General features: G+C 60.3%; 23 protein-coding genes. 3 read left to right on the forward strand and 20 right to left on the reverse strand.

Annotated elements, in window-relative coordinates:
• Window positions 1-57 precede the first annotated feature (57 nt).
• Window positions 58-303, reverse strand: a complete 246-nt coding sequence (gene rpsQ, locus ACGYLI_RS03585; protein ID WP_067267977.1) for a 30S ribosomal protein S17 — start codon at window positions 301-303, stop codon at window positions 58-60.
• A gap of 14 nt (window positions 304-317) precedes the next feature.
• On the reverse strand, window positions 318-521 hold the full coding sequence (rpmC, locus tag ACGYLI_RS03590; RefSeq protein ID WP_209218384.1) for a 50S ribosomal protein L29: 204 nt from the start codon (window positions 519-521) through the stop codon (window positions 318-320).
• 181 nt (window positions 522-702) lie between these two features.
• Between rpmC and ACGYLI_RS03595 the strand changes: the two genes are divergently transcribed.
• Both ACGYLI_RS03595 and ACGYLI_RS03600 read left to right on the forward strand, forming a co-directional pair.
• Window positions 703-1,326, forward strand: coding sequence for a 2OG-Fe(II) oxygenase family protein (locus ACGYLI_RS03595; RefSeq protein ID WP_394417099.1), 624 nt, complete (start codon window positions 703-705; stop codon window positions 1,324-1,326).
• 111 nt (window positions 1,327-1,437) lie between these two features.
• Window positions 1,438-1,992, forward strand: a complete 555-nt coding sequence (locus ACGYLI_RS03600; RefSeq protein WP_394417101.1) for a hypothetical protein — start codon at window positions 1,438-1,440, stop codon at window positions 1,990-1,992.
• A 72-nt stretch (window positions 1,993-2,064) separates the two neighbouring features.
• On the opposite strand, the gene rplP is transcribed toward ACGYLI_RS03600, so the two are convergent.
• The 15 genes from rplP to rpsL all read right to left on the reverse strand — a co-directional run bounded on the left by rplP (window position 2,065) and on the right by rpsL (window position 14,721).
• Window positions 2,065-2,478 (reverse strand): 50S ribosomal protein L16, encoded by a 414-nt coding sequence (rplP, locus tag ACGYLI_RS03605; RefSeq protein ID WP_007118841.1) that lies wholly within the window; start codon window positions 2,476-2,478, stop codon window positions 2,065-2,067.
• 13 nt (window positions 2,479-2,491) lie between these two features.
• Window positions 2,492-3,199 carry a 30S ribosomal protein S3 gene (rpsC, locus tag ACGYLI_RS03610; protein ID WP_067267970.1) on the reverse strand — a complete coding sequence of 236 codons (708 nt, stop codon included), beginning with the start codon at window positions 3,197-3,199 and terminating at the stop codon, window positions 2,492-2,494.
• Window positions 3,199-3,579, reverse strand: a complete 381-nt coding sequence (gene rplV / locus ACGYLI_RS03615; protein WP_067267968.1) for a 50S ribosomal protein L22 — start codon at window positions 3,577-3,579, stop codon at window positions 3,199-3,201. The genes rpsC and rplV overlap by 1 nt, the downstream gene beginning before the upstream one ends.
• A gap of 3 nt (window positions 3,580-3,582) precedes the next feature.
• A complete protein-coding gene (gene rpsS / locus ACGYLI_RS03620) occupies window positions 3,583-3,861 on the reverse strand; it encodes a 30S ribosomal protein S19 (protein WP_067267967.1) in 279 nt (92 codons plus the stop codon).
• Between the two features lie 3 nt (window positions 3,862-3,864).
• Window positions 3,865-4,707 carry a 50S ribosomal protein L2 gene (gene rplB / locus ACGYLI_RS03625; protein ID WP_067267965.1) on the reverse strand — a complete coding sequence of 281 codons (843 nt, stop codon included), beginning with the start codon at window positions 4,705-4,707 and terminating at the stop codon, window positions 3,865-3,867.
• Between the two features lie 312 nt (window positions 4,708-5,019).
• Window positions 5,020-6,162: a PRC-barrel domain-containing protein gene (locus tag ACGYLI_RS03630; protein WP_394417103.1), complete on the reverse strand. Its 1,143-nt coding sequence runs from the start codon at window positions 6,160-6,162 to the stop codon at window positions 5,020-5,022.
• A 243-nt stretch (window positions 6,163-6,405) separates the two neighbouring features.
• Window positions 6,406-7,437 (reverse strand): fatty acid desaturase family protein, encoded by a 1,032-nt coding sequence (locus tag ACGYLI_RS03635; RefSeq protein WP_394410766.1) that lies wholly within the window; start codon window positions 7,435-7,437, stop codon window positions 6,406-6,408.
• Between the two features lie 398 nt (window positions 7,438-7,835).
• On the reverse strand, window positions 7,836-8,132 hold the full coding sequence (locus ACGYLI_RS03640) for a 50S ribosomal protein L23 (protein WP_394415153.1): 297 nt from the start codon (window positions 8,130-8,132) through the stop codon (window positions 7,836-7,838).
• The gene (gene rplD / locus ACGYLI_RS03645) at window positions 8,129-8,746 is read right to left on the reverse strand and encodes a 50S ribosomal protein L4 (RefSeq protein ID WP_067267960.1); all 618 of its coding nucleotides are present in this window, start codon (window positions 8,744-8,746) and stop codon (window positions 8,129-8,131) included. The genes ACGYLI_RS03640 and rplD overlap by 4 nt, the downstream gene beginning before the upstream one ends.
• Window positions 8,743-9,621: a 50S ribosomal protein L3 gene (gene rplC / locus ACGYLI_RS03650; RefSeq protein WP_082852159.1), complete on the reverse strand. Its 879-nt coding sequence runs from the start codon at window positions 9,619-9,621 to the stop codon at window positions 8,743-8,745. Before rplC ends, rplD begins: the two co-directional genes overlap by 4 nt.
• Before the next feature lie 18 nt (window positions 9,622-9,639).
• Window positions 9,640-9,960 (reverse strand): 30S ribosomal protein S10, encoded by a 321-nt coding sequence (gene rpsJ, locus ACGYLI_RS03655; protein WP_067267998.1) that lies wholly within the window; start codon window positions 9,958-9,960, stop codon window positions 9,640-9,642.
• Between the two features lie 371 nt (window positions 9,961-10,331).
• Window positions 10,332-11,507: an elongation factor Tu gene (tuf, locus tag ACGYLI_RS03660; protein WP_067260569.1), complete on the reverse strand. Its 1,176-nt coding sequence runs from the start codon at window positions 11,505-11,507 to the stop codon at window positions 10,332-10,334.
• A gap of 93 nt (window positions 11,508-11,600) precedes the next feature.
• Window positions 11,601-13,727 carry an elongation factor G gene (gene fusA / locus ACGYLI_RS03665; RefSeq protein WP_209219795.1) on the reverse strand — a complete coding sequence of 709 codons (2,127 nt, stop codon included), beginning with the start codon at window positions 13,725-13,727 and terminating at the stop codon, window positions 11,601-11,603.
• 65 nt (window positions 13,728-13,792) lie between these two features.
• Complete coding sequence (gene rpsG, locus ACGYLI_RS03670; RefSeq protein WP_067267956.1) at window positions 13,793-14,263, reverse strand: 30S ribosomal protein S7; 471 nt, start codon at window positions 14,261-14,263, stop codon at window positions 13,793-13,795.
• 86 nt (window positions 14,264-14,349) lie between these two features.
• Window positions 14,350-14,721, reverse strand: coding sequence for a 30S ribosomal protein S12 (rpsL, locus tag ACGYLI_RS03675; RefSeq protein WP_394417105.1), 372 nt, complete (start codon window positions 14,719-14,721; stop codon window positions 14,350-14,352).
• Window positions 14,722-15,122: 401 nt separating this feature from the next.
• On the opposite strand from rpsL, the gene ACGYLI_RS03680 reads away from it, so the two are divergent.
• Window positions 15,123-15,926, forward strand: a complete 804-nt coding sequence (locus tag ACGYLI_RS03680) for a putative rhamnosyl transferase (protein ID WP_394417107.1) — start codon at window positions 15,123-15,125, stop codon at window positions 15,924-15,926.
• On the opposite strand, the gene ACGYLI_RS03685 is transcribed toward ACGYLI_RS03680, so the two are convergent.
• The 3 genes from ACGYLI_RS03685 to rpoC form a co-directional block, all read right to left on the reverse strand.
• Window positions 15,899-16,786, reverse strand: coding sequence for a DMT family transporter (locus ACGYLI_RS03685; protein WP_394417109.1), 888 nt, complete (start codon window positions 16,784-16,786; stop codon window positions 15,899-15,901). The two genes, ACGYLI_RS03680 and ACGYLI_RS03685, sit on opposite strands and share 28 nt — an antisense overlap.
• Before the next feature lie 113 nt (window positions 16,787-16,899).
• A complete protein-coding gene (locus ACGYLI_RS03690) occupies window positions 16,900-17,304 on the reverse strand; it encodes a two-component system response regulator (protein ID WP_209219798.1) in 405 nt (134 codons plus the stop codon).
• A gap of 181 nt (window positions 17,305-17,485) precedes the next feature.
• Complete coding sequence (rpoC, locus tag ACGYLI_RS03695; protein WP_394417111.1) at window positions 17,486-21,736, reverse strand: DNA-directed RNA polymerase subunit beta'; 4,251 nt, start codon at window positions 21,734-21,736, stop codon at window positions 17,486-17,488.
• Window positions 21,737-21,743: the final 7 nt, after the last annotated feature.

The raw sequence follows: 21,743 nt of genomic DNA on the forward strand, positions 1-21,743 counted from the left end.
TCTCCCGACCTTCTGGGGGGCGATGCGGCCCTCATCCCAGGGTTTCGTTTAAGGGGCTCAGGCCTCGGCTTTGTCCGAAGTCAGAACTTCCCAACGTTTGGTTTTCGACTTGGGGGCACATTCGATGATGCGCACAGTGTCGCCCACCTTGAACGTGTTGTTCTCATCGTGAGCCCGGTACTTTTTGGACTTACGGATGGTCTTTTTCAGAACCGGATGCGTAAAGCGGCGCTCTACGGAAACGGAAACTGTTTGTGCGTTGGCGTCCGATGTCACGGTGCCTGTAAGGATACGCTTGGGCATGTTTCAGGCTCCTATTATTCGGCTGCCGCAGCAGCGGCTTTCTGGTTCAGCACGGTGTGGACACGGGCCACGTCACGCTTAACAGTCTTCAGACGTGCGGAATTCTCAAGCTGGCCGGTGGCCTGCTGGAAACGCAAGTTGAAGGATTCTTTTTTCAGGTTCACAAGTTCGTCGCGGAGCTGGTCCGGCGTCTTGTCGTGCAGTTCGCTGGCTTTCACGGCCTCTTCCTTTCAACATCACCAGTAGGCCCCTGTCAGGGTGACCATGATTCTGGTGGAGTTCATGATGAAAGGTGCCAATACGCGTTGAGGTCGCACATGGCAACCCCCGTTGGCCCGCATCTGCGCTTTTGGCGCAAATAGGCTGGCGATAGGGGTATGTTCGGCGTAAGGAGGAGCCATGTCAAACATCAAATCGCTTTTCGCCACCCGCCTCTATCACGCCGCCCTGTCGGAACACGGCAAGCCCATCGACACCGATGAACTGGCCGCCTCCTGCTTCTCGATTGCCGAGGATGACGAGGCCGGTCAGGACTGGTGCGAAGAGAACGGCTATGCGGGCTACACCTCATATGCCTCGCTGGACGACTTGCCCTACCGGTTTCCGATCTTTAAGGATTTGGTCAAATCGCTCGACAAACATGTCGCGGCCTTTGCCAAGGACCTCGAATTCGATCTTGGTGAGCGTAAATTGGTGCTCGACTCGCTTTGGCTGAACATCCTGCCCGAGGGCGGCATCCACACCTCGCATATCCACCCGCATTCGGTGATTTCAGGCACGACCTATGTGACCATGCCCGAGGGCGCCAGCGCGATCCGTTTCGAAGACCCACGCCTGCCGATGATGATGGCTGCGCCGGGCCGGATGAAGGACGCGCGCGAGGAACTGCGGCCTTTCATCTATGTGGCCCCCGAAGCGGGCGACGTGCTGCTGTGGGAAAGCTGGCTGCGGCACGAAGTGCCGATGAACATGATCGAGGAAGATCGGGTGTCGGTCAGTTTTAACTACGCCTGGGAGAGCTGAGGTTCGGCACCTGCGGCCTGAGTCCGGGCCGGGGTGGCCATGACATGCTTCTTGCCCTGATGGAAAACTTGCCCGACAGTTGATCGCATTTAAAAGGTCATTCGCGTCGCCATGTTTCTCCGCATCCTTCTCCTCGCCTCTGCCGCCGCCACGGCTGCTGCTTTCACAAACCCTGCATTCCGCGACCTGCTGCTCATCGCCCTGCCCTGCGTCATCGCCAGCGCGATCCTCCTCCTGCGATCACTCCGCCGGGGGCGCAAAGACTGGGTCATCGTCGACGGCTCCAACGTCATGTTCTGGAAAACCGGAGCACCTGACATCCGCGCCGTACGCGAGGTGGTGGACGCACTCCGCGCGCGCGGACAATCCCCTTGCGTGGTCTTCGACGCCAACGCGGGATACCGCCTCATTGGCCGGTACCAACACGACAAGGCGCTGAGCGACCAACTCGACCTGCCCGCAAGCCGCGTGATGGTCGTGCCGAAGGGGACGCCCGCCGACCCCTACATTTTGAAAGCGGCCCGCGATCACCGCGGCCGGATCGTCAGCCGGGACCAGTTCCGGGATTGGAGCGAGGCCCACCCCGAGATCAGCACCCCGGGCCATCTGGTGAAAGGCGGCTACCGGGGCGGGAAACTCTGGCTCGCACTGGACCGCGAAGACTGACAAAGCAAAACCCCCGCCGATCGCTCGACGGGGGTTTCTTTTCTCTCAGCCGCCCCTTGCGGGGCTACGGGCTTACCAGTCCTCGCGGACCACAACCCGGGTCTTGATCGGCAGCTTCATCGCTGCCAGACGCAGGGCTTCGCGCGCCACGTCTTCGCCGACACCGTCGATCTCGAACATGATGCGGCCCGGCTTGACCTTGGCGGCCCAGAAGTCGACGGAACCTTTACCTTTACCCATACGAACTTCGACGGGCTTGGAGGTGACCGGAACGTCCGGGAAGATGCGGATCCAGACACGGCCCTGACGCTTCATATGACGCGTCATGGCGCGGCGTGCCGCTTCGATTTGACGGGCTGTAACCCGCTCCGGCTGCAGCGCCTTCAGGCCGTAGGTGCCGAAGTTCAGGTCAGACCCGCCCTTCGCCAGACCCTTGATCGAGCCTTTGAACTGCTTGCGGAATTTAGTACGCTTTGGTTGAAGCATTTCTCATTCCCCCTTAGCGACGACCGCCGGCACCGCGAGGTGCTGGGCCGTCTTGGAGTTCCTGTGCCTTGCGGTCACGCGCGGCGGGGTCGTGTTCCATGATCTCGCCTTTGAAGATCCAGGTTTTGATCCCGATGATGCCGTAGGCGGTGGACGCCTCGACATGCGCGTAATCGATGTCGGCACGCAATGTGTGCAGCGGCACGCGACCTTCGCGGTACCATTCGGTACGCGCGATCTCGGCACCACCCAGACGACCCGCGAGGTTCACGCGGATGCCCAATGCGCCCATGCGCATGGCGTTCTGCACGGCACGTTTCATGGCGCGGCGGAAAGACACCCGGCGCTCCAGCTGCTGTGCAATGCTCTCACCAACCAGATGTGCGTCGAGCTCAGGCTTGCGGACCTCAACGATGTTGAGGTGCAGTTCCGAGTTGGTCATCTTGGCAATCTTCTGGCGCAGCGTCTCAATGTCCGCGCCTTTCTTGCCGATGATGACACCGGGGCGTGCTGTGTGGATCGTGACGCGGCACTTCTTGTGCGGACGTTCGATGATCACACGGGCAACACCGGCCTGGTGGCACTCTTTCTTGATGAAGTCGCGGATTGCGAGGTCTTCGAGCAGAAGATCACCGTAATCCTTGGTGTCGGCGTACCAGCGGCTGTCCCAGGTGCGGTTCACCTGAAGGCGCATACCGATCGGATTGACTTTGTTACCCATCAGGCTTGCTCCTCAACTTGACGCACTTTGATCGTGATCTCGGCAAACGGCTTGATGATCTTGCCGAACCGGCCACGGGCCCGCGGGCGACCGCGCTTCATGGTCAGGTTCTTGCCGACATAGGCCTCGGCCACGATCAGCTCATCGACGTCCAGGTTGTGGTTGTTTTCCGCGTTGGCGATGGCGGACTGAAGGCATTTCTTCACGTCCTGCGCGACCCGCTTCTTGGAGAAGGTGAGGTCGGTCAGCGCCTTGTCCACGGACTTGCCACGGATGAGGGCAGCAACCAAGTTCAGTTTCTGCGGGCTCGTACGAAGCATGCGCAGCTTTGCCATTGCTTCGTTGTCTGCCACGCGGCGGGGATTCTTATCCTTGCTCATGGCTTATTTCCGCTTCGCTTTTTTGTCGGCGGCATGACCGTAGTAGGTCCGAGTCGGGGAGTATTCACCGAACTTCTGACCGATCATTTCTTCGCTGACGTTGACAGGAATGTGCTTGTGACCGTTGTAAACGCCGAACGTCAGACCCACGAACTGGGGCAGGATCGTGCTGCGGCGCGACCAGATCTTGATCACTTCGTTACGGCCGCCCTCACGGGAAGCCTCTGCCTTTTTGAGGACATAAGAGTCGACAAAAGGACCTTTCCATACTGAACGAGCCATTGATTAACGCCCCTTCTTCTTGGCGTGACGCGAGCGGATGATAAGCTTGCTGGACGCTTTGTTCTTGTTGCGGGTCTTGGCACCCTTCGTCGGCTTACCCCAAGGAGTAACCGGGTGACGACCACCAGAGGTCCGGCCTTCACCACCGCCGTGCGGGTGGTCGATCGGGTTCATCACCACACCACGCACAGAAGGACGGATGCCCTTGTGACGCATGCGGCCCGCTTTACCGTAGTTCTGGTTGGAGTTGTCGGGGTTGCTGACGGCACCAACGGTGGCCATGCATTCCTGACGCACGAGACGCAGCTCGCCGGAGCTCAGACGGATCTGAGCGTAGCCACCGTCACGACCCACGAACTGGGCGTAGGTGCCGGCGGCACGGGCGATCTGACCACCTTTGCCGGGCTTCATCTCGATGTTGTGGACGATCGTACCGATCGGCATGCCCGAGAAAGGCATCGCGTTGCCGGGCTTGATGTCCACTTTGGCGCCGGCGATGATCTTGTCGCCGATGGCCAAACGCTGCGGGGCCAGGATGTAGGCCTGCTCGCCGTCTTCGTACTGGATCAGTGCGATGAAGGCTGTGCGGTTGGGGTCATATTCGATCCGCGCGACAACAGCGGACATGTCCAGCTTGTTACGCTTGAAATCAACGATACGGTAGAGGCGCTTTGCACCACCACCTGTACGACGCATTGTGATTCGTCCGGTGTTGTTCCGGCCACCGGATTTGGTCAGACCCTGAGTAAGGGCTTTGACCGGGCGGCCTTTCCACAGCTCCGAACGGTCGATCAGTACCAGTCCACGCTGGCCTGGCGTCGTCGGTTTGTACGACTTGAGTGCCATGTTCTCTGTCTTCCGTTTGCTAGGCACGCTCGCACCGAGGTGAAAGCGCGTTGGTTATAGGGCCCCGAAGGTCCCCTGTGGGAGTGGTGGATGGGTTTAAATCTCTTGCGAGGCAGGCATCCCAACCACCGGGATCGTTCAAATAGCCAAACCCCGGACGAATCCGGGGTCTGAGCCGATGTGGCGACGTAACAGGTTCGCAACAGCCCGTCCAGTGGGCATGGCGAAAATCCTCTCCCCTGCCCCGCACAAAAGAAAAGAAGGCGCCGAAGCGCCTTCTTCTATTGGTTTAGCAGTTACCCAAAGTGGGTATTAGTCAAGGCCAATGCTCTCGGCCAGACGCATACCGGGGTCGAGGATTTCAACTTCGGCTTCGTTGAATTCCGGCATGCTTTCCAGACGCTCCTCGGTCACGCCGGGGACGATGACTTCGTCTTCACGCATGATCAGCTTTTCAACCGGAATGGCGACTTCGTTTTCGCCCATACCAAGGAAACCACCAACGCCGATGATCGCAACAACGGTGTCGCCACGGACGCCAATGAAGTCGATTTCGCCAACATCTTCACCGGTCTCGGTGGCAACGCTGCGGCCAGTCAGTTCTTCGGCGGTCAGGTTAAAGATCGGCAGACGCTGCACGTTCTCCTGATAGCGGGCACGGTCTTCTTCGGCCATATTGCCCTGCTCGTCCGCGTTGAAGTCTTCCATCAGCACGCGCGCTTGCTCTTGCTCGACATCGATCTCTGCGCCTTCGGCACCCTCAACGTTGACCTGAGGTGCTTCGGCTTCTTCGACGACGACATTCGCGTCTTCACCCTGCTGCACGTTCACGTCGGCTTCTTTCTGCTCGACATCCACTTTCGCTTCGTCGGACTCGGCCACGTTCACATTGGCTTCGGCCTGCTCGACGGTCACGCGAGGCTCGGCTTCTTCGATGGTGACTTTCGGCTCGGGCCGCACGAATTTCACGACGGGTTCGGGCTGCTCCAGATCAACGATCGGCTCGCCTGTATCCACGTCAACCTGCGGCTTCGGCACCTGCACGGTCACGACCGGCTCGGGGATGCGCACGGTGACCTGCGGCTGCGCCTGCTCTACGGTGATGATCGGGGCCTGCTGCTGCACGCGAACGGTCGGCTCGGGAACGGCGACGTTCACTTCGGGCTGGCCCTGCTCAACGGTCACAACGGGTGCGTCCTGCGAGACGTTCACATCGGGCTCGGGAACGGTCACGTCAACTTCGGCGTCTTCCTGCTCGACAACCACTTGGCCGCCAGCAACATTCGCGGTCGCGGCTGCGCCACCTTCGACTTCGGCTTCCATCTCGGCTTCGACTTCGGCATTGCGCTCGATGGTCTCTTCGACGTTCTCTGTCGCATCCTGCGCCAGAACCGGAGCGGCCGCAAAAAGGGCAACGGCGGATACGCCAGCCATGAGTGTTTTGGTATAGATCATTAGGTCTCTCCCGTGTTCGTTTACGATAAGTGAGGCGCGCAGCACCCCGTCTTCCACGGTGAGACAACCGGCAGCTTTCTGCTCTGTTCCAAGAAAATTGATGGCTTTTTTTTCGGAACTTTATCGGGGTCGCCGCATGATTGAACGAGCGGTCGAGAGGATCGCGCCAAGGTAATGACAGCCCTCCAAATGCAAAGACCCCCGCCAAAGCGGGGGCCTAGATCATAGCCAAATCCTGCTTCTTCAGGCGACCCGGCGCGCCTGCGCGAAGGACAACAGGCGCTTGCTTTTCTCATCCCACAGATGCAGCCGCGCATTGGCGAGGCTCTCGCGGATGGTCATCCGGTTCCCCTCCGCCAAGGCGACATGATCGCGCAGCACTTCCGGCAGGCGATAGAAGGGAATGCGGCTGTAGAGGTGGTGCACATGGTGAATGCCGATATTGGCGCTCAGCCACTGCAGCGGGCGCGGCAGGATGTAATGCGAAGAGCCGTGAAAAGCCGCATCATGCAGGTCCCAAGCGTCGTTCTCCTCCCAATGGGTCGTCTCGAACTGGTGCTGCACATAGAACAACCACATGCCCGCCGTGGCCGCCAGAAGGGTGCTGGGCACGAAGATCAGCAGAATGGGCATGATCCCCCCGAAGTAGAAGATCACCGCAAGTGCTACGAGGATCGTCAGGTTGGTGCCCATCGCGCTCAGCCAATAGCGTGTCTGCGCCATCAGCCCCAGCGGGACGCGGTTCTGCACGAAAAACAGATAGCTCGGCCCAAGACCGAAGAGCACGATCGGATTACGGTAGAGGCGATAGTGCAAACGCCCGAACAGCCCGAGCTCGCGATACTCCGCCACGGTGAGTGTATGGATGTCGCCGATTCCGCGACGGCCAAGGTTCCCGGCCGAGGAATGGTGGATCGAATGGGTCCGTCGCCAGACATCATAGGGCGTCAGCGTCAGCACCCCCAACACGCGGCCCACCCAATCGCTTGTGCGACGGCTGCTGAAAAAGGCCGCATGGCCGCAATCATGCTGGATCGCGAAGAGCCGCAGCAAGAAGCCCGCGTTCACCAGCGAGATGGCAAGCGTCAGCCAGCCGCTGATTGAGAGCGCCCACCAAGCGAGCGCCCATAGGAGGATGAAGGGGCCAAGCGTGATCGCCAGTTCAAAACTGCTGCGCCATGTGCTCGGCTCGCGGTAACGGGCCAGCACGCGCACCCAGTCGCGCGCGTTCGACACGTCTGCAGACGCGCCAGAGGTAGATTTTTCGTGGGACATGGACCTGCTTTTTGTCGTTACCCGAGGTCTTGTAGAGGAAAGCACGCCGCAAGCAACGCCCGCGTCACCCTTTGCCGTTACGTCGCGGCATTTAGGCTGGAAACAGCCTGCTTTGGGGGGAGGGTTGAGCCTGTGGCTAGTCCATGGCCGGGGTGGCATTCATGCTCCGAGGGCCAGCGCCTGCCCGCGGGTCGGCGATCTGACGGACCTTGGTGCCACTTTATGGTTCAACCGAGATGTGCTTTTGCGAGGTCACGTCCAGCCTCACCAAATCGCCTACCCGTCCGGGCGGGCAGGCGATGGCCCGGCGCCTGCGGCTTGTTCCGGGCCCCGGCGCATCCCCGAAACGAAAAAGGCCCCCGCAATGCGGAGGCCTTTTCCAAATGTCTAACCGGAAATCAGAGCCCGGTGGAGACGTCGATTGTGTTGCCCTCTTCGAGCGTCACATAGGCCTTTTTCACGTCTTTGCGGCGGCCCATCTGGCCCCGGAAACGCTTGACCTTGCCTTTGGTGATGGTCGTGTTCACGGCCTTCACCTTGACGTTGAAGAGCGCCTCGACGGCCTCTTTGATCATCGGCTTGTTGCTTTCGATCGCAACTTCGAAGACGACGGCGTTCTGTTCGGACGCCATGGTTGCCTTCTCGGTGATGACCGGCTTGCGGATCACGTCGTAGTGTTGATGCTTAGCGCTCATTTCAGGCGTGCCTCCAATGCTTCGATCCCCGCTTTGGTGATCACCAGAGTGTCACGCTTGAGGATGTCATAGACGTTTGCGCCCATCGACGGCAGGATGTCCAACCCATCGATGTTGCGCGCGGCCTGTGCGAAGTTCTCGTTGACCGAAGCGCCATCGATGACCAGCGCGCGTTTCCAGCCCAGGTTCGAGACCTGCTTGGCCAGAGCGGCGGTTTTGCCCTCGGAAGTTGCTTCGTCGATGATGACCAGCGAACCGGCTTTTGCTTTGGCGGACAGCGCGTGGCGCAGGCCCAGCTTGCGGAACTTCTTGGTCAGCTCGTGGCCGTGGCTGCGCGGGGTCGGACCCTTGTAGATACCACCCTTGCGGAAGATCGGCGCGTTGCGGTCACCGTGGCGTGCGCCGCCGGTGCCCTTCTGGCGATAGATCTTCTTGGTCGAGTAGCTGGTCTCGGACCGGGTCTTGACCTTGTGCGTGCCCTGCTGCGCGTTGTTACGCTGCCAGCGCACGACGCGGTGCAGGATGTCGGCACGCGGCTCCAGGCCGAACAGGGCTTCGTCCAGGTCTACGGACCCGGCTTTGCCACCGTCGAGTTTGATGACATCGAGTTTCATGCGTCACCTTCTTTCTTGTCAGCGTCGGCATCGGAATTGTCGGCATCCGAACCTTCAGCTGCGATTTCGGCTTCTGCGGCTTTCAACGCTTCAGCTTCCTGTGCGGCTTGCTCTTCGGCCAAACGCTTGGCTTCGGCTTCTGCCTCTGCGGCGGCTGCGGCGGCGGCCTCTTCGGCGGCTTTCGCAGCTTCGTCAGCGGCGGATTTCAGAGCGGCGGGCAGGATCGCATCTTCGGGGAACGGTTTTTTGACCGCATCCTTGACGGTGACCCAGCCACCTTTGGAGCCGGGAACGGCGCCTTTGACCATGATCAGGCCACGCGCGCTGTCCGTCTTGACGACTTCGAGGTTCTGCGTGGTGACACGGGCAGCACCCATGTGACCGGCCATTTTCTTACCTTTGAAAACCTTGCCGGGATCCTGACACTGGCCTGTGGAGCCGTGCGAACGGTGGGAGATCGACACACCGTGCGAGGCGCGCAGACCGCCGAAGTTGTGACGCTTCATCGCACCGGCAAAACCTTTACCGATGGAGGTGCCCGCAACGTCGACATACTGACCGGCGAAGTAATGGTCAGCGGTGATTTCCTCACCGACGTTGATCATCGCGTCCGCGTCGACGCGGAATTCGGCCAGCTTGCGCTTGGGTTCCACTTTCGCCGCGGCGAAGTGACCACGCATGGCTTGGCTTGTACGTTTGGCTTTCGCCGAACCGGCACCGAGCTGAACGGCGGTGTAGCCGTCACGGTCCGCGGTGCGCTGTGCGACAACCTGAAGCTTGTCCAACTGAAGAACGGTCACAGGGATCTGCTTGCCGTCTTCCATGAACAGCCGGGTCATGCCGACTTTTTTTGCAATAACGCCTGAGCGCAACATATGATTACCCTCCCGGCTTTACGATTGCAGCTTGATCTCGACGTCCACGCCAGCGGCGAGGTCGAGCTTCATCAGCGCGTCCACGGTCTGGGGGGTCGGATCGATGATATCCAGCAGACGCTTGTGCGTGCGGATTTCAAACTGGTCACGGGATTTCTTGTCGACGTGGGGGCCACGAAGAACGGTGAATTTCTCGATCTTGTTCGGCAGCGGAATGGGACCGCGAACCGAAGCGCCTGTGCGCTTGGCGGTGCTGACGATTTCCTGAGTGGAGGCATCGAGCACCCGGTAGTCAAACGCCTTCAGGCGAATGCGGATGTTCTGGCTTTGAACGGCCATATGCATATCCCTTGTTTTGGGATTCTAACGGATTGGAGGAAGCAGGCTCATCCGGCCCCCTCTTCGCGCCTTGGTAATAAATCAAACGGGGCGCGTCTGACGCACCCCGGTTCGATGCGCGTCCTATAGGGGGAATCAAAGCAAGTGGCAAGAGGGTTCTAAAAACCCCCGTGTTTTTAGAACCAGTGCGCGAAGTCACGCCGCCCCGGCGTGACCGCGCACCCCGTCAGCGTTCGATCACAACCGGAAAACGCGCCGTCCCCTCCGTATCAGGCGCACTCCGTACCCCCTCCCGCCAACGCAAAAGGCCGCAGCAAACGCTGCGGCCTTTCGATTCCTTCAGACGTCAGGCTTGAGAGCCCGATCCAAAATCACTCAGTGATTTTGGAAACGACGCCCGCACCAACAGTCCGGCCACCTTCGCGGATCGCGAAGCGCAGGCCGTTTTCCATAGCGATCGGTGCGATCAGCTCAACGCCGAAGGACACGTTGTCGCCGGGCATGACCATCTCGGTGCCTTCTGCCAGCTGAACGGTGCCGGTCACGTCAGTTGTACGGAAGTAGAACTGCGGACGGTAGTTTGCGAAGAACGGCGTGTGACGGCCACCTTCCTCTTTGGTGAGGATGTAGGCTTCGGCTTCGAACTTGGTGTGCGGTGTCACGGAACCGGGCTTGCAGAGAACCTGACCACGCTCAACGCCGTCACGCTCAACGCCGCGCAGCAGGGCGCCGATGTTGTCGCCAGCTTCACCCCGGTCCAGCAGCTTGCGGAACATTTCCACGCCGGTGCAGGTGGTTTTCTTGGTGTCGCGGATGCCGACGATTTCGATTTCGTCGCCGACGTTGATCACGCCACGCTCGACACGGCCGGTCACAACGGTACCACGGCCAGAGATCGAGAAGACGTCTTCGACAGGCATCAGGAAGGGCTGGTCCACGGCACGCTCAGGTGTCGGGATGTAGGCGTCAACTTCGGCCATCAGCTTCTTGATCGACTCTTCACCGATCTCGGGCTTGTTGCCTTCCATCGCCGCCAGAGCGGAACCTGCAACAACGGGGATGTCGTCGCCGGGGTAGTCGTAGGAGGACAGCAGTTCGCGGATTTCCATCTCGACGAGCTCGAGCAGCTCTTCGTCGTCGACCTGGTCAACTTTGTTCATGAAGACGACCATGGCGGGGATGCCAACCTGACGGCCGAGCAGGATGTGCTCGCGGGTCTGGGGCATCGGGCCGTCGGCCGCGTTCACAACCAGGATCGCGCCGTCCATCTGCGCCGCACCGGTGATCATGTTTTTCACATAGTCAGCGTGGCCGGGGCAGTCGACGTGGGCGTAGTGACGGTTCTCGGTCTCATACTCAACGTGCGCGGTCGAGATGGTGATGCCGCGGGCCTTCTCTTCGGGCGCGCCGTCGATCTGGTCATACGCTTGGAAGTCACCGAAATACTTGGTGATCGCCGCGGTCAGCGTGGTTTTACCGTGGTCAACGTGGCCGATCGTGCCGATGTTGACGTGCGGTTTGGTGCGTTCAAACTTTGCCTTTGCCATGGTGTTGGCTCCTTTTGGTCTTTCTCAATGGTGTATGCGCAGCACACACCCAACGATTTGGGTCGGCGCGCGGTTTCCCACGCGCCGATTTCCTTAAGCGAACTTGGCCTGAATCTCGTCCGAGATGTTCTGCGGCACGGGTTCGTAGTGGTCGAACTGCATGGTGAAGTTCGCACGACCCGACGACATCGAACGCAGGGTGTTGATGTAGCCGAACATGTTGGCCAGCGGCACGAAAGCGTCGATCGCGATGGCGTTGCCGCGCGTATCTTGACCCTGCACCTGGCCCCGACGAGATGTCAGGTCACCGATGATGCCACCGGTGTATTCTTCCGGGGTCACAACTTCGACCTTCATGATCGGTTCCAGCAGCTTGGCGCCAGCTTTCTTCATGCCTTCACGCATACCCATACGGGCGGCGATTTCGAAGGCAAGAACACTGGAGTCCACGTCGTGGAACTTACCGTCGATCAGGGCAACCTTAAAGTCGATGACCGGGAAGCCCGCCAGCGGACCCGAGTCCAGAACCGACTTGATACCCTTTTCCACGCCCGGGATGTATTCCTTGGGAATGGCACCACCGACGATGCGGCTTTCGAAGGAGTAACCTTCGCCCGGCTCGGTCGGCGTCAGGATCATCTTGACCTCACCGAACTGACCCGAACCACCCGACTGTTTCTTGTGGGTGTAGGTGATTTCGGCTTCGCGGCTGATGGTCTCGCGATAGGCAACCTGAGGCGCACCGATGTTCGCCTCGACCTTGAATTCGCGCTTCAGACGATCGACGAGGATGTCGAGGTGAAGTTCGCCCATGCCCTTCATGATGGTCTGACCGGATTCCAGATCGGTCTCGACGCGGAAAGAGGGGTCCTCGGCGGCCAGACGGGCCAGACCTGCAGACATCTTTTCCTGGTCGGCCTTGGTTTTCGGCTCGACCGCGATCTCGATCACCGGATCGGGGAAGGTCATGGTTTCGAGGACGACCGGATCGTTCTGCGCGCAGAGCGTGTCACCGGTGGTGGTGTCCTTGAGACCCGCCAGCGCGATGATGTCGCCCGCGAAGGCTTCTTCGATTTCTTCGCGGTTGTTGGAGTGCATCATCATCATACGACCGACGCGCTCTTTCTTACCCTTGGTCGAGTTCAGAAGCGTGTCGCCCTTGCGCAGAACGCCCGAGTAGATGCGGGTGAAGGTCAGCGAGCCGACGAAGGGGTCGTTCATGATTTTGAACGCAAGGCCCGAGAACGCCATGTCGTCATCCGCGCGGCGCGGGATGTTGCGGGTCTCGGTCTCGTCGCCCGGCTTGAAGCCCATGTAGTCGACAACGTCCAGCGGGCTGGGCAGATAGTCGATCACGGCGTTCAAGAGGGGCTGAACACCTTTGTTCTTGAAGGCGGAGCCACAGAGAACGGGGATGAATTTGATGGCCAGAGTACCCTTGCGGATCAGGTCGCGCAGGGTGTCGACGTCGGGCTCGGCCCCGTCCATCAGGTAGTTTTCCATCGCCTCGTCGTCCATCTCGACCGCGGTCTCGATGAGCTTGGCACGCCATTCGTCGGCGGTCTCTTTCAGGCTATCACGGATCTCGCGCTGTTCCCAAGCGGCACCGAGGTCTTCACCGGCCCAGACCCATTCTTTCATGGTCACGAGGTCGACGATGCCTTCCAGCTCGTTCTCTGCGCCGATCGGGATCTGGATCGGAGCAGGCGTGGCGCCGGTGCGGTCCTTGATCATGTGCACGCAGTTGAAGAAGTCCGCGCCGATCTTGTCCATCTTGTTGACGAAAACGATACGCGGCACCTTGTAGCGGTCAGCCTGACGCCAGACGGTTTCGGTCTGCGGCTCAACACCGGCGTTGGCGTCGAGAACGGCAACCGCGCCGTCGAGAACGGCCAGCGAACGCTCAACTTCGATGGTGAAGTCAACGTGGCCGGGGGTGTCGATGATGTTCATCCGGAACTTGGTGTCGGATGTCGCATCGGCTGTGGGCTCTTCCTGACGCTGCCAGAAAGTGGTCGTCGCGGCGGAGGTGATGGTGATGCCGCGCTCTTGTTCCTGCTCCATCCAGTCCATGGTTGCGGCGCCGTCATGCACCTCACCAATGTTGTGGCTTTTGCCGGTGTAGAACAGGATGCGTTCGGAACAAGTGGTTTTACCGGCATCGATGTGAGCCATGATGCCGAAGTTGCGGTAGCGTTGGAGCGGATAGTCGCGTGCCATGGGGCTGCTTCCTCGAAAATATCAGTACGAACGGATCGCGCCCGAAACCGGGCGCGACGTTGAGATTACCAGCGGTAGTGGCTGAACGCTTTGTTCGCGTCGGCCATCTTGTGCGTATCTTCGCGCTTTTTAACAGCGGTACCACGGGACTGCACAGCGTCCAGCAGCTCGCCGGCAAGGCGTTCTTCCATGGTGTTTTCGTTACGCGCACGGGCGGCTTTGATCAACCAGCGGATCGCCAGCGCCTGACGACGCTCGGGGCGCACTTCGACGGGCACCTGATAGGTGGCACCACCAACGCGGCGCGAGCGCACTTCGACGGAGGGCTGGATGTTTTCAAGTGCTTCGTGGAACACTTCGATCGGCGCGCGCTTGATCTTGTCTTCGACGCGGGTCATCGCGTTGTAGACGATACGCTCGGCGACAGATTTCTTGCCGTCGATCATCAGGTTGTTCATGAATTTGGTGAGAACCAGATCACCGTATTTGGCGTCTGGCAGGACTTCGCGTTTTTCAGCGGCGTGGCGGCGTGACATGTCAGTGTCTTCCTCTTGGCGGGTGATGGGGCGTGGCCCCACCGAACATCGGGTGGAACGGCGGGGGCGGCCCCACCGGTGCGAGATTACTTCGGACGCTTCGCGCCGTACTTCGAACGACGCTGCTTACGGTCGTTCACGCCCTGCGTATCAAGAACACCGCGCAGGATGTGGTAACGCACACCCGGAAGGTCTTTTACGCGACCGCCGCGGATCAGCACCACGGAGTGTTCCTGAAGGTTGTGGCTCTCACCCGGGATGTAGGAGATCACTTCGAACCCGTTGGTCAGGCGCACCTTGGCAACCTTACGCATCGCCGAGTTCGGCTTTTTCGGTGTGGTGGTGTACACGCGTGTGCAGACGCCGCGCTTTTGCGGGCACTCCTGCAGGTGCATGGATTTCGAACGTTTGACTTTCGGCTGCCGCGGCTTGCGGATCAGCTGTTGGATCGTTGGCATTCCGGTTATATCCCCGTATCGCTCAGATTGTGTACACGGGGGATCCCCCATGCGGCTAATTTCGGTTACTTCATGCGTCCACAAAGCAAAATGACCGCAACGTTCCCGTACCGAGGAAAACGACGCGGTGGGTTAACAGAGGATCGGGCCAGTAGTAGGCCGGATCGTGACCACTTCAGTTATGAATTCGGACTGGCAGAGCGGCCTCCACCTCCGAGATAGCGGGCGTATAGAGCGTTGCGCGGGGCCTGTCAACAGGTGGGCCCCGGTCGGGTCGCGGAGGTTTGCCGGGTGATGGCCCGGCGCCTGCAGCTTGCTTCCGGGCCCGGGCCGCACATTCCACCCTTGCCACGCCCCTGCCTGGCTCGCCATAGTCCGGCGAAGGACAAAAGGAAATCTCCATGCAAGCGATCGGCCTTTGCCGCTTTTCCTACCCGGCTCTGGGCGGCTTTCAAGTCGGCCACGAGACCACCGAGGAACGCATCGCCTATCTCTATGACGCGGCCCGGCTCGAAGAACGTTTCCGCCTGCTCGAAACCGTCGCCCTGCCCTGCCTGAAAGCGCAGACAGACCCGGACTTCTCTCTCGTCTTCGTCATCGGCGACCAGTTCCCCGAGCGCCACGCCCGACGCCTCGAATCGTTGCTGGCCGATCTGCCGCAGGCGGTTATTCACCGTGAGCCGCCGCGCAATCATCGGGAGGTGATGAAGGAGGTGCTGAACGCCGCGCGGATCAACCCGGCCGAACCCTGCCTGCAATTCCGCTACGACGACGACGATGCGTTCTCGGTCGACTTCATCGCCCGGCTGCGCCAAACGGTCGCGCAAAGCGCGGGTCTGCTGAAAGGCCAGCGCTCCGTCGCCTTTGACTGGCCCAAGGGCTACATCGCGGAATTCGGCCCGCAGGGCATCCGCGCCGCCGAAGTGTACCGCCCGCTCAACGTCGCGGCACTTGCGATGTATGTGAAGGGCGGCAGCCCACTCACCATCATGAACTTCGCCCATGAGAAACTGCCGCGCTTCATGCCCTGCGTCAGCCTGCCCGATGCGGCGATGTTCGTGCGCAGCCACAACGGCTCGAACGATTCGCGGCAAGGGCTGGCGCGGCATGTAGAGGTGGCCCCGCTGGATGCCGAAGGCGAAGCGCTGTTTCAGGAACGGTTCGCCATCGACCAAGCTCAGGTGCGGCGCGTCTTCTCGGCCTGAACTTTTAACTTCCGCTCACGGTAGAGGGTGAAGACCCCCGTGGCCACCACGATCCCCGCGCCGATAAGCGTCAAGGCCCCCGGCCAGTCACCAAAGACGACCCAACCCAGCAAGAGCGCCCAGAGCAGGCCGGTGTAGCGAAACGGCGCGATGAAGCCGATATCGCCCACCCGCATCACTTGGATCGAAAAGAAATAGCCGCCTAACACAAAGACCCCTGAGCCGCCGATCAGCGCCGCGACCGAGGGCGTCACCGGCGCCCAAGGCGCGCTCAGCGACGCCAAGCCCGCCGCCGTCATCACCGACAGGGCGGTCACGAAAGTCACGGTCATCGAGGGTACCGCCGGTGACAAGGCGCGGGTCGACAGGTCACGGACCGTCACGCAGAGCACGGCGATCAGAACGTAGATCGACCAGATATTGAACCCTTCCGCCCCCGGTTTGACGATTAACAGCACGCCGCAGAAACCAATGCCGATGGCGACTAAACGCCGCCAGCCGACCGCCTGCCGGAACACCAGCGCCGCCGCCAGCGTCACCGAAAGCGGCACGACCTGAAGGATGGCGGTGACATTCGCCAAGGGCATGTTGAACAACGCGGTGAGAAAGAAATATGCCGCCGCGATCTCGGCCACCGAACGCAGGCCGATGACCTGCCAGTCCCGTGCATGAAGCCGAAAATCGATCCGACCAAGCTGCCGACTAAGGGCCAAGATCAGCACCGAAGTCGTCACCCCGCGCAGGAACAACAGCTGAAACAGGGGCAGCGCCCCGTCGGTCATTTTGAGCAGCGTGTCGTTAAACGTGAAACAGGCCATCGAGGCGATCATCAGCAGCGCGCCGATGGTATTGGGGGACATGAAAGCGCTCCGGGAAAAATGGTGCGGCTTATATCACTGCCGCCCCCGAATGACTGGCAGCGGCTACGGGGGCTGTCAAGAACGGCGGCCCGCCCCGCCCAGATCGGCGCGCTCTACTGGTTCGAAGCCTGCGCCACCGGCTGCTGCTGGCTGGCCAGCAGATTGCGCACCGTGCTGCGCAGCAACCCCGGCTCGACCGGCTTTTGCATCACCGTCGCCGCCAGATCGCGGAAGGCGTCATAGACCTCAAGATCGCGGGTGCGCCCACTGAGAAAGATGATCGGCGTCCCGGCGATGGCCGGCTTCTCGCCAAACCGATGGGCCAGCTCCAACCCGCCCATATCCGGCATGGAGATATCGCTGATGATCAGGTCAGGCTTGAGATCATCGACCACGGCCAGCGCATCGCGGGCGTTCAGGCAGGAGACAAAGCTCAGCGACCTGTCGTCGGAAAAGATCATCTTGACCAGTTCCAGAACGATCGGGTCGTCGTCGATATGTAGAATGCGGGACGTCATCAAAGCACCTTACGACGGTTAAGCTTCTGCAAACCTATTCGGACTATGTGGCGGATATAAGGCTTTGGCCTCAGAAACCAGCCCCCCCGGGGCGGTGTCTAGCCGCGGCATTTGCCCACCCCATAAAAAAGCCCCCGCAGCGTCACTGCGGGGGCTTTTGTTTTTCAATGCGGTGCTGCGATCAATCGAGGCTCTCGTCGTCACCGACTGGCGTGTTGAACACATCGCCACCGACGATGTCGTCCTCCACAGAGGCTTCCGGGGCGGCCAGACGGGCGGCGGCTTCGGCCTCTTCGCGGCGCGCTTCGATCACGACATTGTCGCGGTCTGTCGCCACTTTGCGCATCGCCTGCGTCGCGCCACCGGTCCCGGCGGGGATCAGACGGCCCACGATGACGTTCTCTTTCAGACCGACCAGCTTGTCCCGCTTGCCCTGAACCGAAGCTTCGGTCAGCACGCGCGTTGTTTCCTGGAAGGACGCGGCAGAGATGAAGCTGCGGGTCTGCAGCGACGCCTTGGTGATGCCCAAGAGGATCGGTTCGCCCTTGGCAGGACGGCCACCTTTCGACAGGGCCTTCTCGTTGGCCTGATCGAATTCCTGCTTGTCGACGTGTTCGCCCTTGAGCAGCGTGGTGTCGCCGCTTTCCTGGATTTCCCACTTCTGCAGCATCTGACGCACGATGACTTCGATGTGTTTGTCGTTAATCTTCACACCCTGCAGGCGGTAAACGTCCTGCACCTCGTCAATCATATACTCGGCCAAGGCCTCAACGCCCATAATCGCGAGGATGTCGTGCGGCGCGGGGTTGCCGTCCATGATGTAGTCACCCTTCTGCACGAAGTCGCCTTCGGCCACGGGGATGTGTTTCCCCTTGGGCACCATGTATTCAACCTTCACGTCCGGATCATCCGAGCTTTCAATCGCGATGCGGCGCTTGTTCTTGTAGTCCTTGCCAAAGCGGACATAGCCGTCGATTTCCGCGATGATGGCGTGGTCTTTGGGGCGACGTGCCTCAAAGAGTTCGGCCACACGCGGCAGACCACCGGTAATGTCCTTGGTTTTGGCACCTTCACGCGGGATACGCGCGATGATGTCACCGGCCTGAACTTGCGTCTGGTCTTCGACCGAAAGAACCGCATCGACCGACATCGGATAGGTCACCGGGTTGCCCGCATCGTTGCGGACCGGTTCACCATCTTCACCCACCAAGATGATCTCGGGCTTGAGCTCGTTGCCCTTGGGGGCCGCGCGCCAGTCGATCACGATCTTCTGGGTCATGCCGGTAGCTTCGTCGGTGTCTTCCTTGACCGCGATGCCCGACACCAGGTCGACGTATTTGGTCGTGCCGGGTTTCTCGGCAATGATCGGCAAGGTGTAAGGGTCCCATTCGAACAGCTTGTCACCGCGCGCCACGTCGTCGCCTTCTTTGACGTGCAGCTTGGTGCCGTAGCCGATCTTGTGGCTGGCCCGCTCCTCACCATTCTCATCGACGATCAACAGCTTCATGTTCCGGCCCATGACGAGCACTTCACCAGCGCTGTTTTCAAGCGTCTGTGCGTTCTCGAAAGCGACCTTGCCCGACTGGCTGGCCTCAAGGAAGGACTGCTGACCACCCTGCGCAACACCGCCGATGTGGAAGGTCCGCATCGTCAGCTGTGTACCGGGTTCACCAATCGACTGGGCCGCGATGATGCCGACGGCCTCACCTTGGTTGACCAGTGTGCCGCGTGCGAGGTCACGGCCATAGCACATGGCGCAGACGCCCTCTTCGGCATCACAGGTCAGCGGGCTGCGGATCCGTGCGGACTGCACCCCGGCTTCGTCGATGGCATCCGACATGCGCTCGTCGATCAGCGTGCCTGCGGGCACCAGAATATCCTCGGTGCCGGGCACCAGAATATCATCCGCCGCAACACGGCCCAGCAGACGCTCGGCCAGCGAGGAGACAACCTCACCATCGTTGACAGCCGCTTCGGCGGTGATCGCGGTTTCGGTGCCGCAGTCATGCTCGCGCACGATGCAGTCTTGCGCCACGTCCACCAGACGGCGTGTCAGGTAACCGGAGTTCGCTGTTTTCAGAGCGGTATCCGACAGACCTTTCCGCGCACCGTGGGTCGAGTTGAAGTACTCGAGAACGGTCAGACCTTCTTTAAAGTTCGAGATAATCGGCGTCTCGATGATGTCGCCATTCGGCTTCGCCATCAGGCCGCGCATCCCGCCCAGCTGTTTCATCTGCGTGACCGAGCCACGAGCACCGGAGTGAGCCATCATGTAGACCGAGTTCGGCTCTTTCTCGGAACCGTTCTCATGGTGAGTCACGGCGGAGATGGAGCCCATCATCGCCTCGGTCACCTTGTCGTTACACTTCGACCATGCATCGACGACTTTGTTGTATTTTTCGCCCTGAGTGATCAGGCCGTCCATATACTGCTGTTCGAAGTCCTTCACCTGCTCGCGGGTCTCTTCAACCAGCGGCCATTTGGTGTCGGGGATCAGCATGTCGTCTTTGCCGAAGGAGATGCCCGCTTTGAAAGCTTCGCGGAAACCCATGGTCATGATCTGGTCACAGAAGATGACCGACTCTTTCTGACCGCAGTAACGGTAGACGGTGTCGATGACCTGCTGCACTTCTTTCTTGCGCAGCAGACGGTTGACCAGATCAAACGGCGCTTTGGCGTTCAGCGGCAGAAGCGCACCAAGACGGATACGACCGGGGGTCGTGTCAAAGCGCATCATCACTTCGTTGCCTTCAGCGTCGATCTGTTTGATCCGCGCCTTGATTTTCGAGTGCAGGTGAACCGCACCGGCGTCGAGGGCGTGCTGCACCTCGTCGACGGAGCCGAAGACCATGCCTTCGCCAACCATGCCTTCACGCTCAAGGGTCGTGTAGTAAAGACCCAAGATCATATCCTGCGACGGCACGATGATCGGTGCGCCGTTTGCAGGCGACAGAACGTTGTTCGTGGACATCATCAGAACACGCGCTTCCAACTGGGCTTCCAGCGAGAGCGGGACGTGAACAGCCATCTGGTCACCGTCGAAGTCGGCGTTGAAGGCCGAGCAGACCAGCGGGTGCAGCTGGATCGCCTTGCCTTCGATCAGGACGGGTTCAAACGCCTGAATGCCCAGACGGTGCAGCGTCGGCGCGCGGTTGAGCATGACGGGGTGTTCACGGATCACCTCATCAAGAATGTCCCAAACCTCGGGGCGCTCTTTCTCGACCAGCTTCTTGGCCTGTTTCACGGTAGAGGACAGACCTTTGGCCTCGAGCCGCGAGTAGATGAACGGCTTGAACAGTTCGAGCGCCATCTTCTTGGGCAGACCACATTGATGCAGCTTCAACTCCGGGCCGGTCACAATGACCGAACGGCCTGAGAAGTCGACGCGCTTACCCAAAAGGTTCTGACGGAAGCGGCCCTGTTTGCCTTTCAGCATGTCCGAGAGCGACTTCAGCGGGCGCTTGTTGGCACCGGTGATGACGCGGCCACGGCGGCCGTTGTCGAAGAGTGCGTCGACCGATTCCTGCAGCATCCGCTTTTCGTTGCGCACGATGATGTCGGGCGCGCGCAGTTCGATAAGACGTTTCAAACGGTTGTTCCGGTTGATCACGCGGCGATACAGGTCGTTGAGGTCCGAGGTCGCAAAGCGGCCACCATCCAGCGGCACCAGCGGCCGCAGTTCTGGCGGGATCACCGGGATCACGGTCATGACCATCCACTCGGGACGGTTGCCGGATTCAAGGAAGCTCTCGACCACTTTCAGACGCTTGATGATCTTCTTGGGCTTCAGCTCGCCTGTCGCCTCTTTCAGATCGGCGCGCAGGTTCTCGGCTTCAGCTTCAAGGTCGATCGCCGCCAGCATCTCGCGGATCGCTTCGGCGCCGATGTTGGCGGTGAAAGCGTCCATGCCATAGGCGTCTTGTGCGTCCATATATTCTTCTTCGGTCATCATCTGACCGTATTGAAGATCGGTGAGGCCCGGCTCGATCACCACGTAGTTTTCGAAGTAGAGCACGCGCTCGAGGTCACGCAGGGTCATGTCCAGCATCAGACCGATGCGCGAGGGCAGCGACTTGAGGAACCAGATGTGCGCCACCGGCGAGGCCAGCTCGATGTGGCCCATACGCTCACGGCGGACCTTTTGCAGCGTGACTTCCACACCGCATTTCTCGCAGACGACGCCGCGATACTTCATGCGCTTATATTTGCCGCAGAGGCATTCGTAGTCTTTGATCGGGCCAAAGATACGCGCGCAGAACAGGCCGTCACGCTCGGGCTTGAACGTACGGTAGTTGATGGTTTCCGGCTTCTTGATCTCACCGAAGGACCAGCTCAGGATCCGCTCGGGCGAGGCCAAGGAGACCTTGATTTCGTCAAACGCTTTTTGCGGCGTCAGCGGGTTGAACGGGTTGTTTGTCAGTTCCTGGTTCATTTTCAAA

The organism is Sulfitobacter sp. 1A13421, assembly GCF_043557285.1.
GTDB lineage: Bacteria > Pseudomonadota > Alphaproteobacteria > Rhodobacterales > Rhodobacteraceae > Sulfitobacter > Sulfitobacter faviae.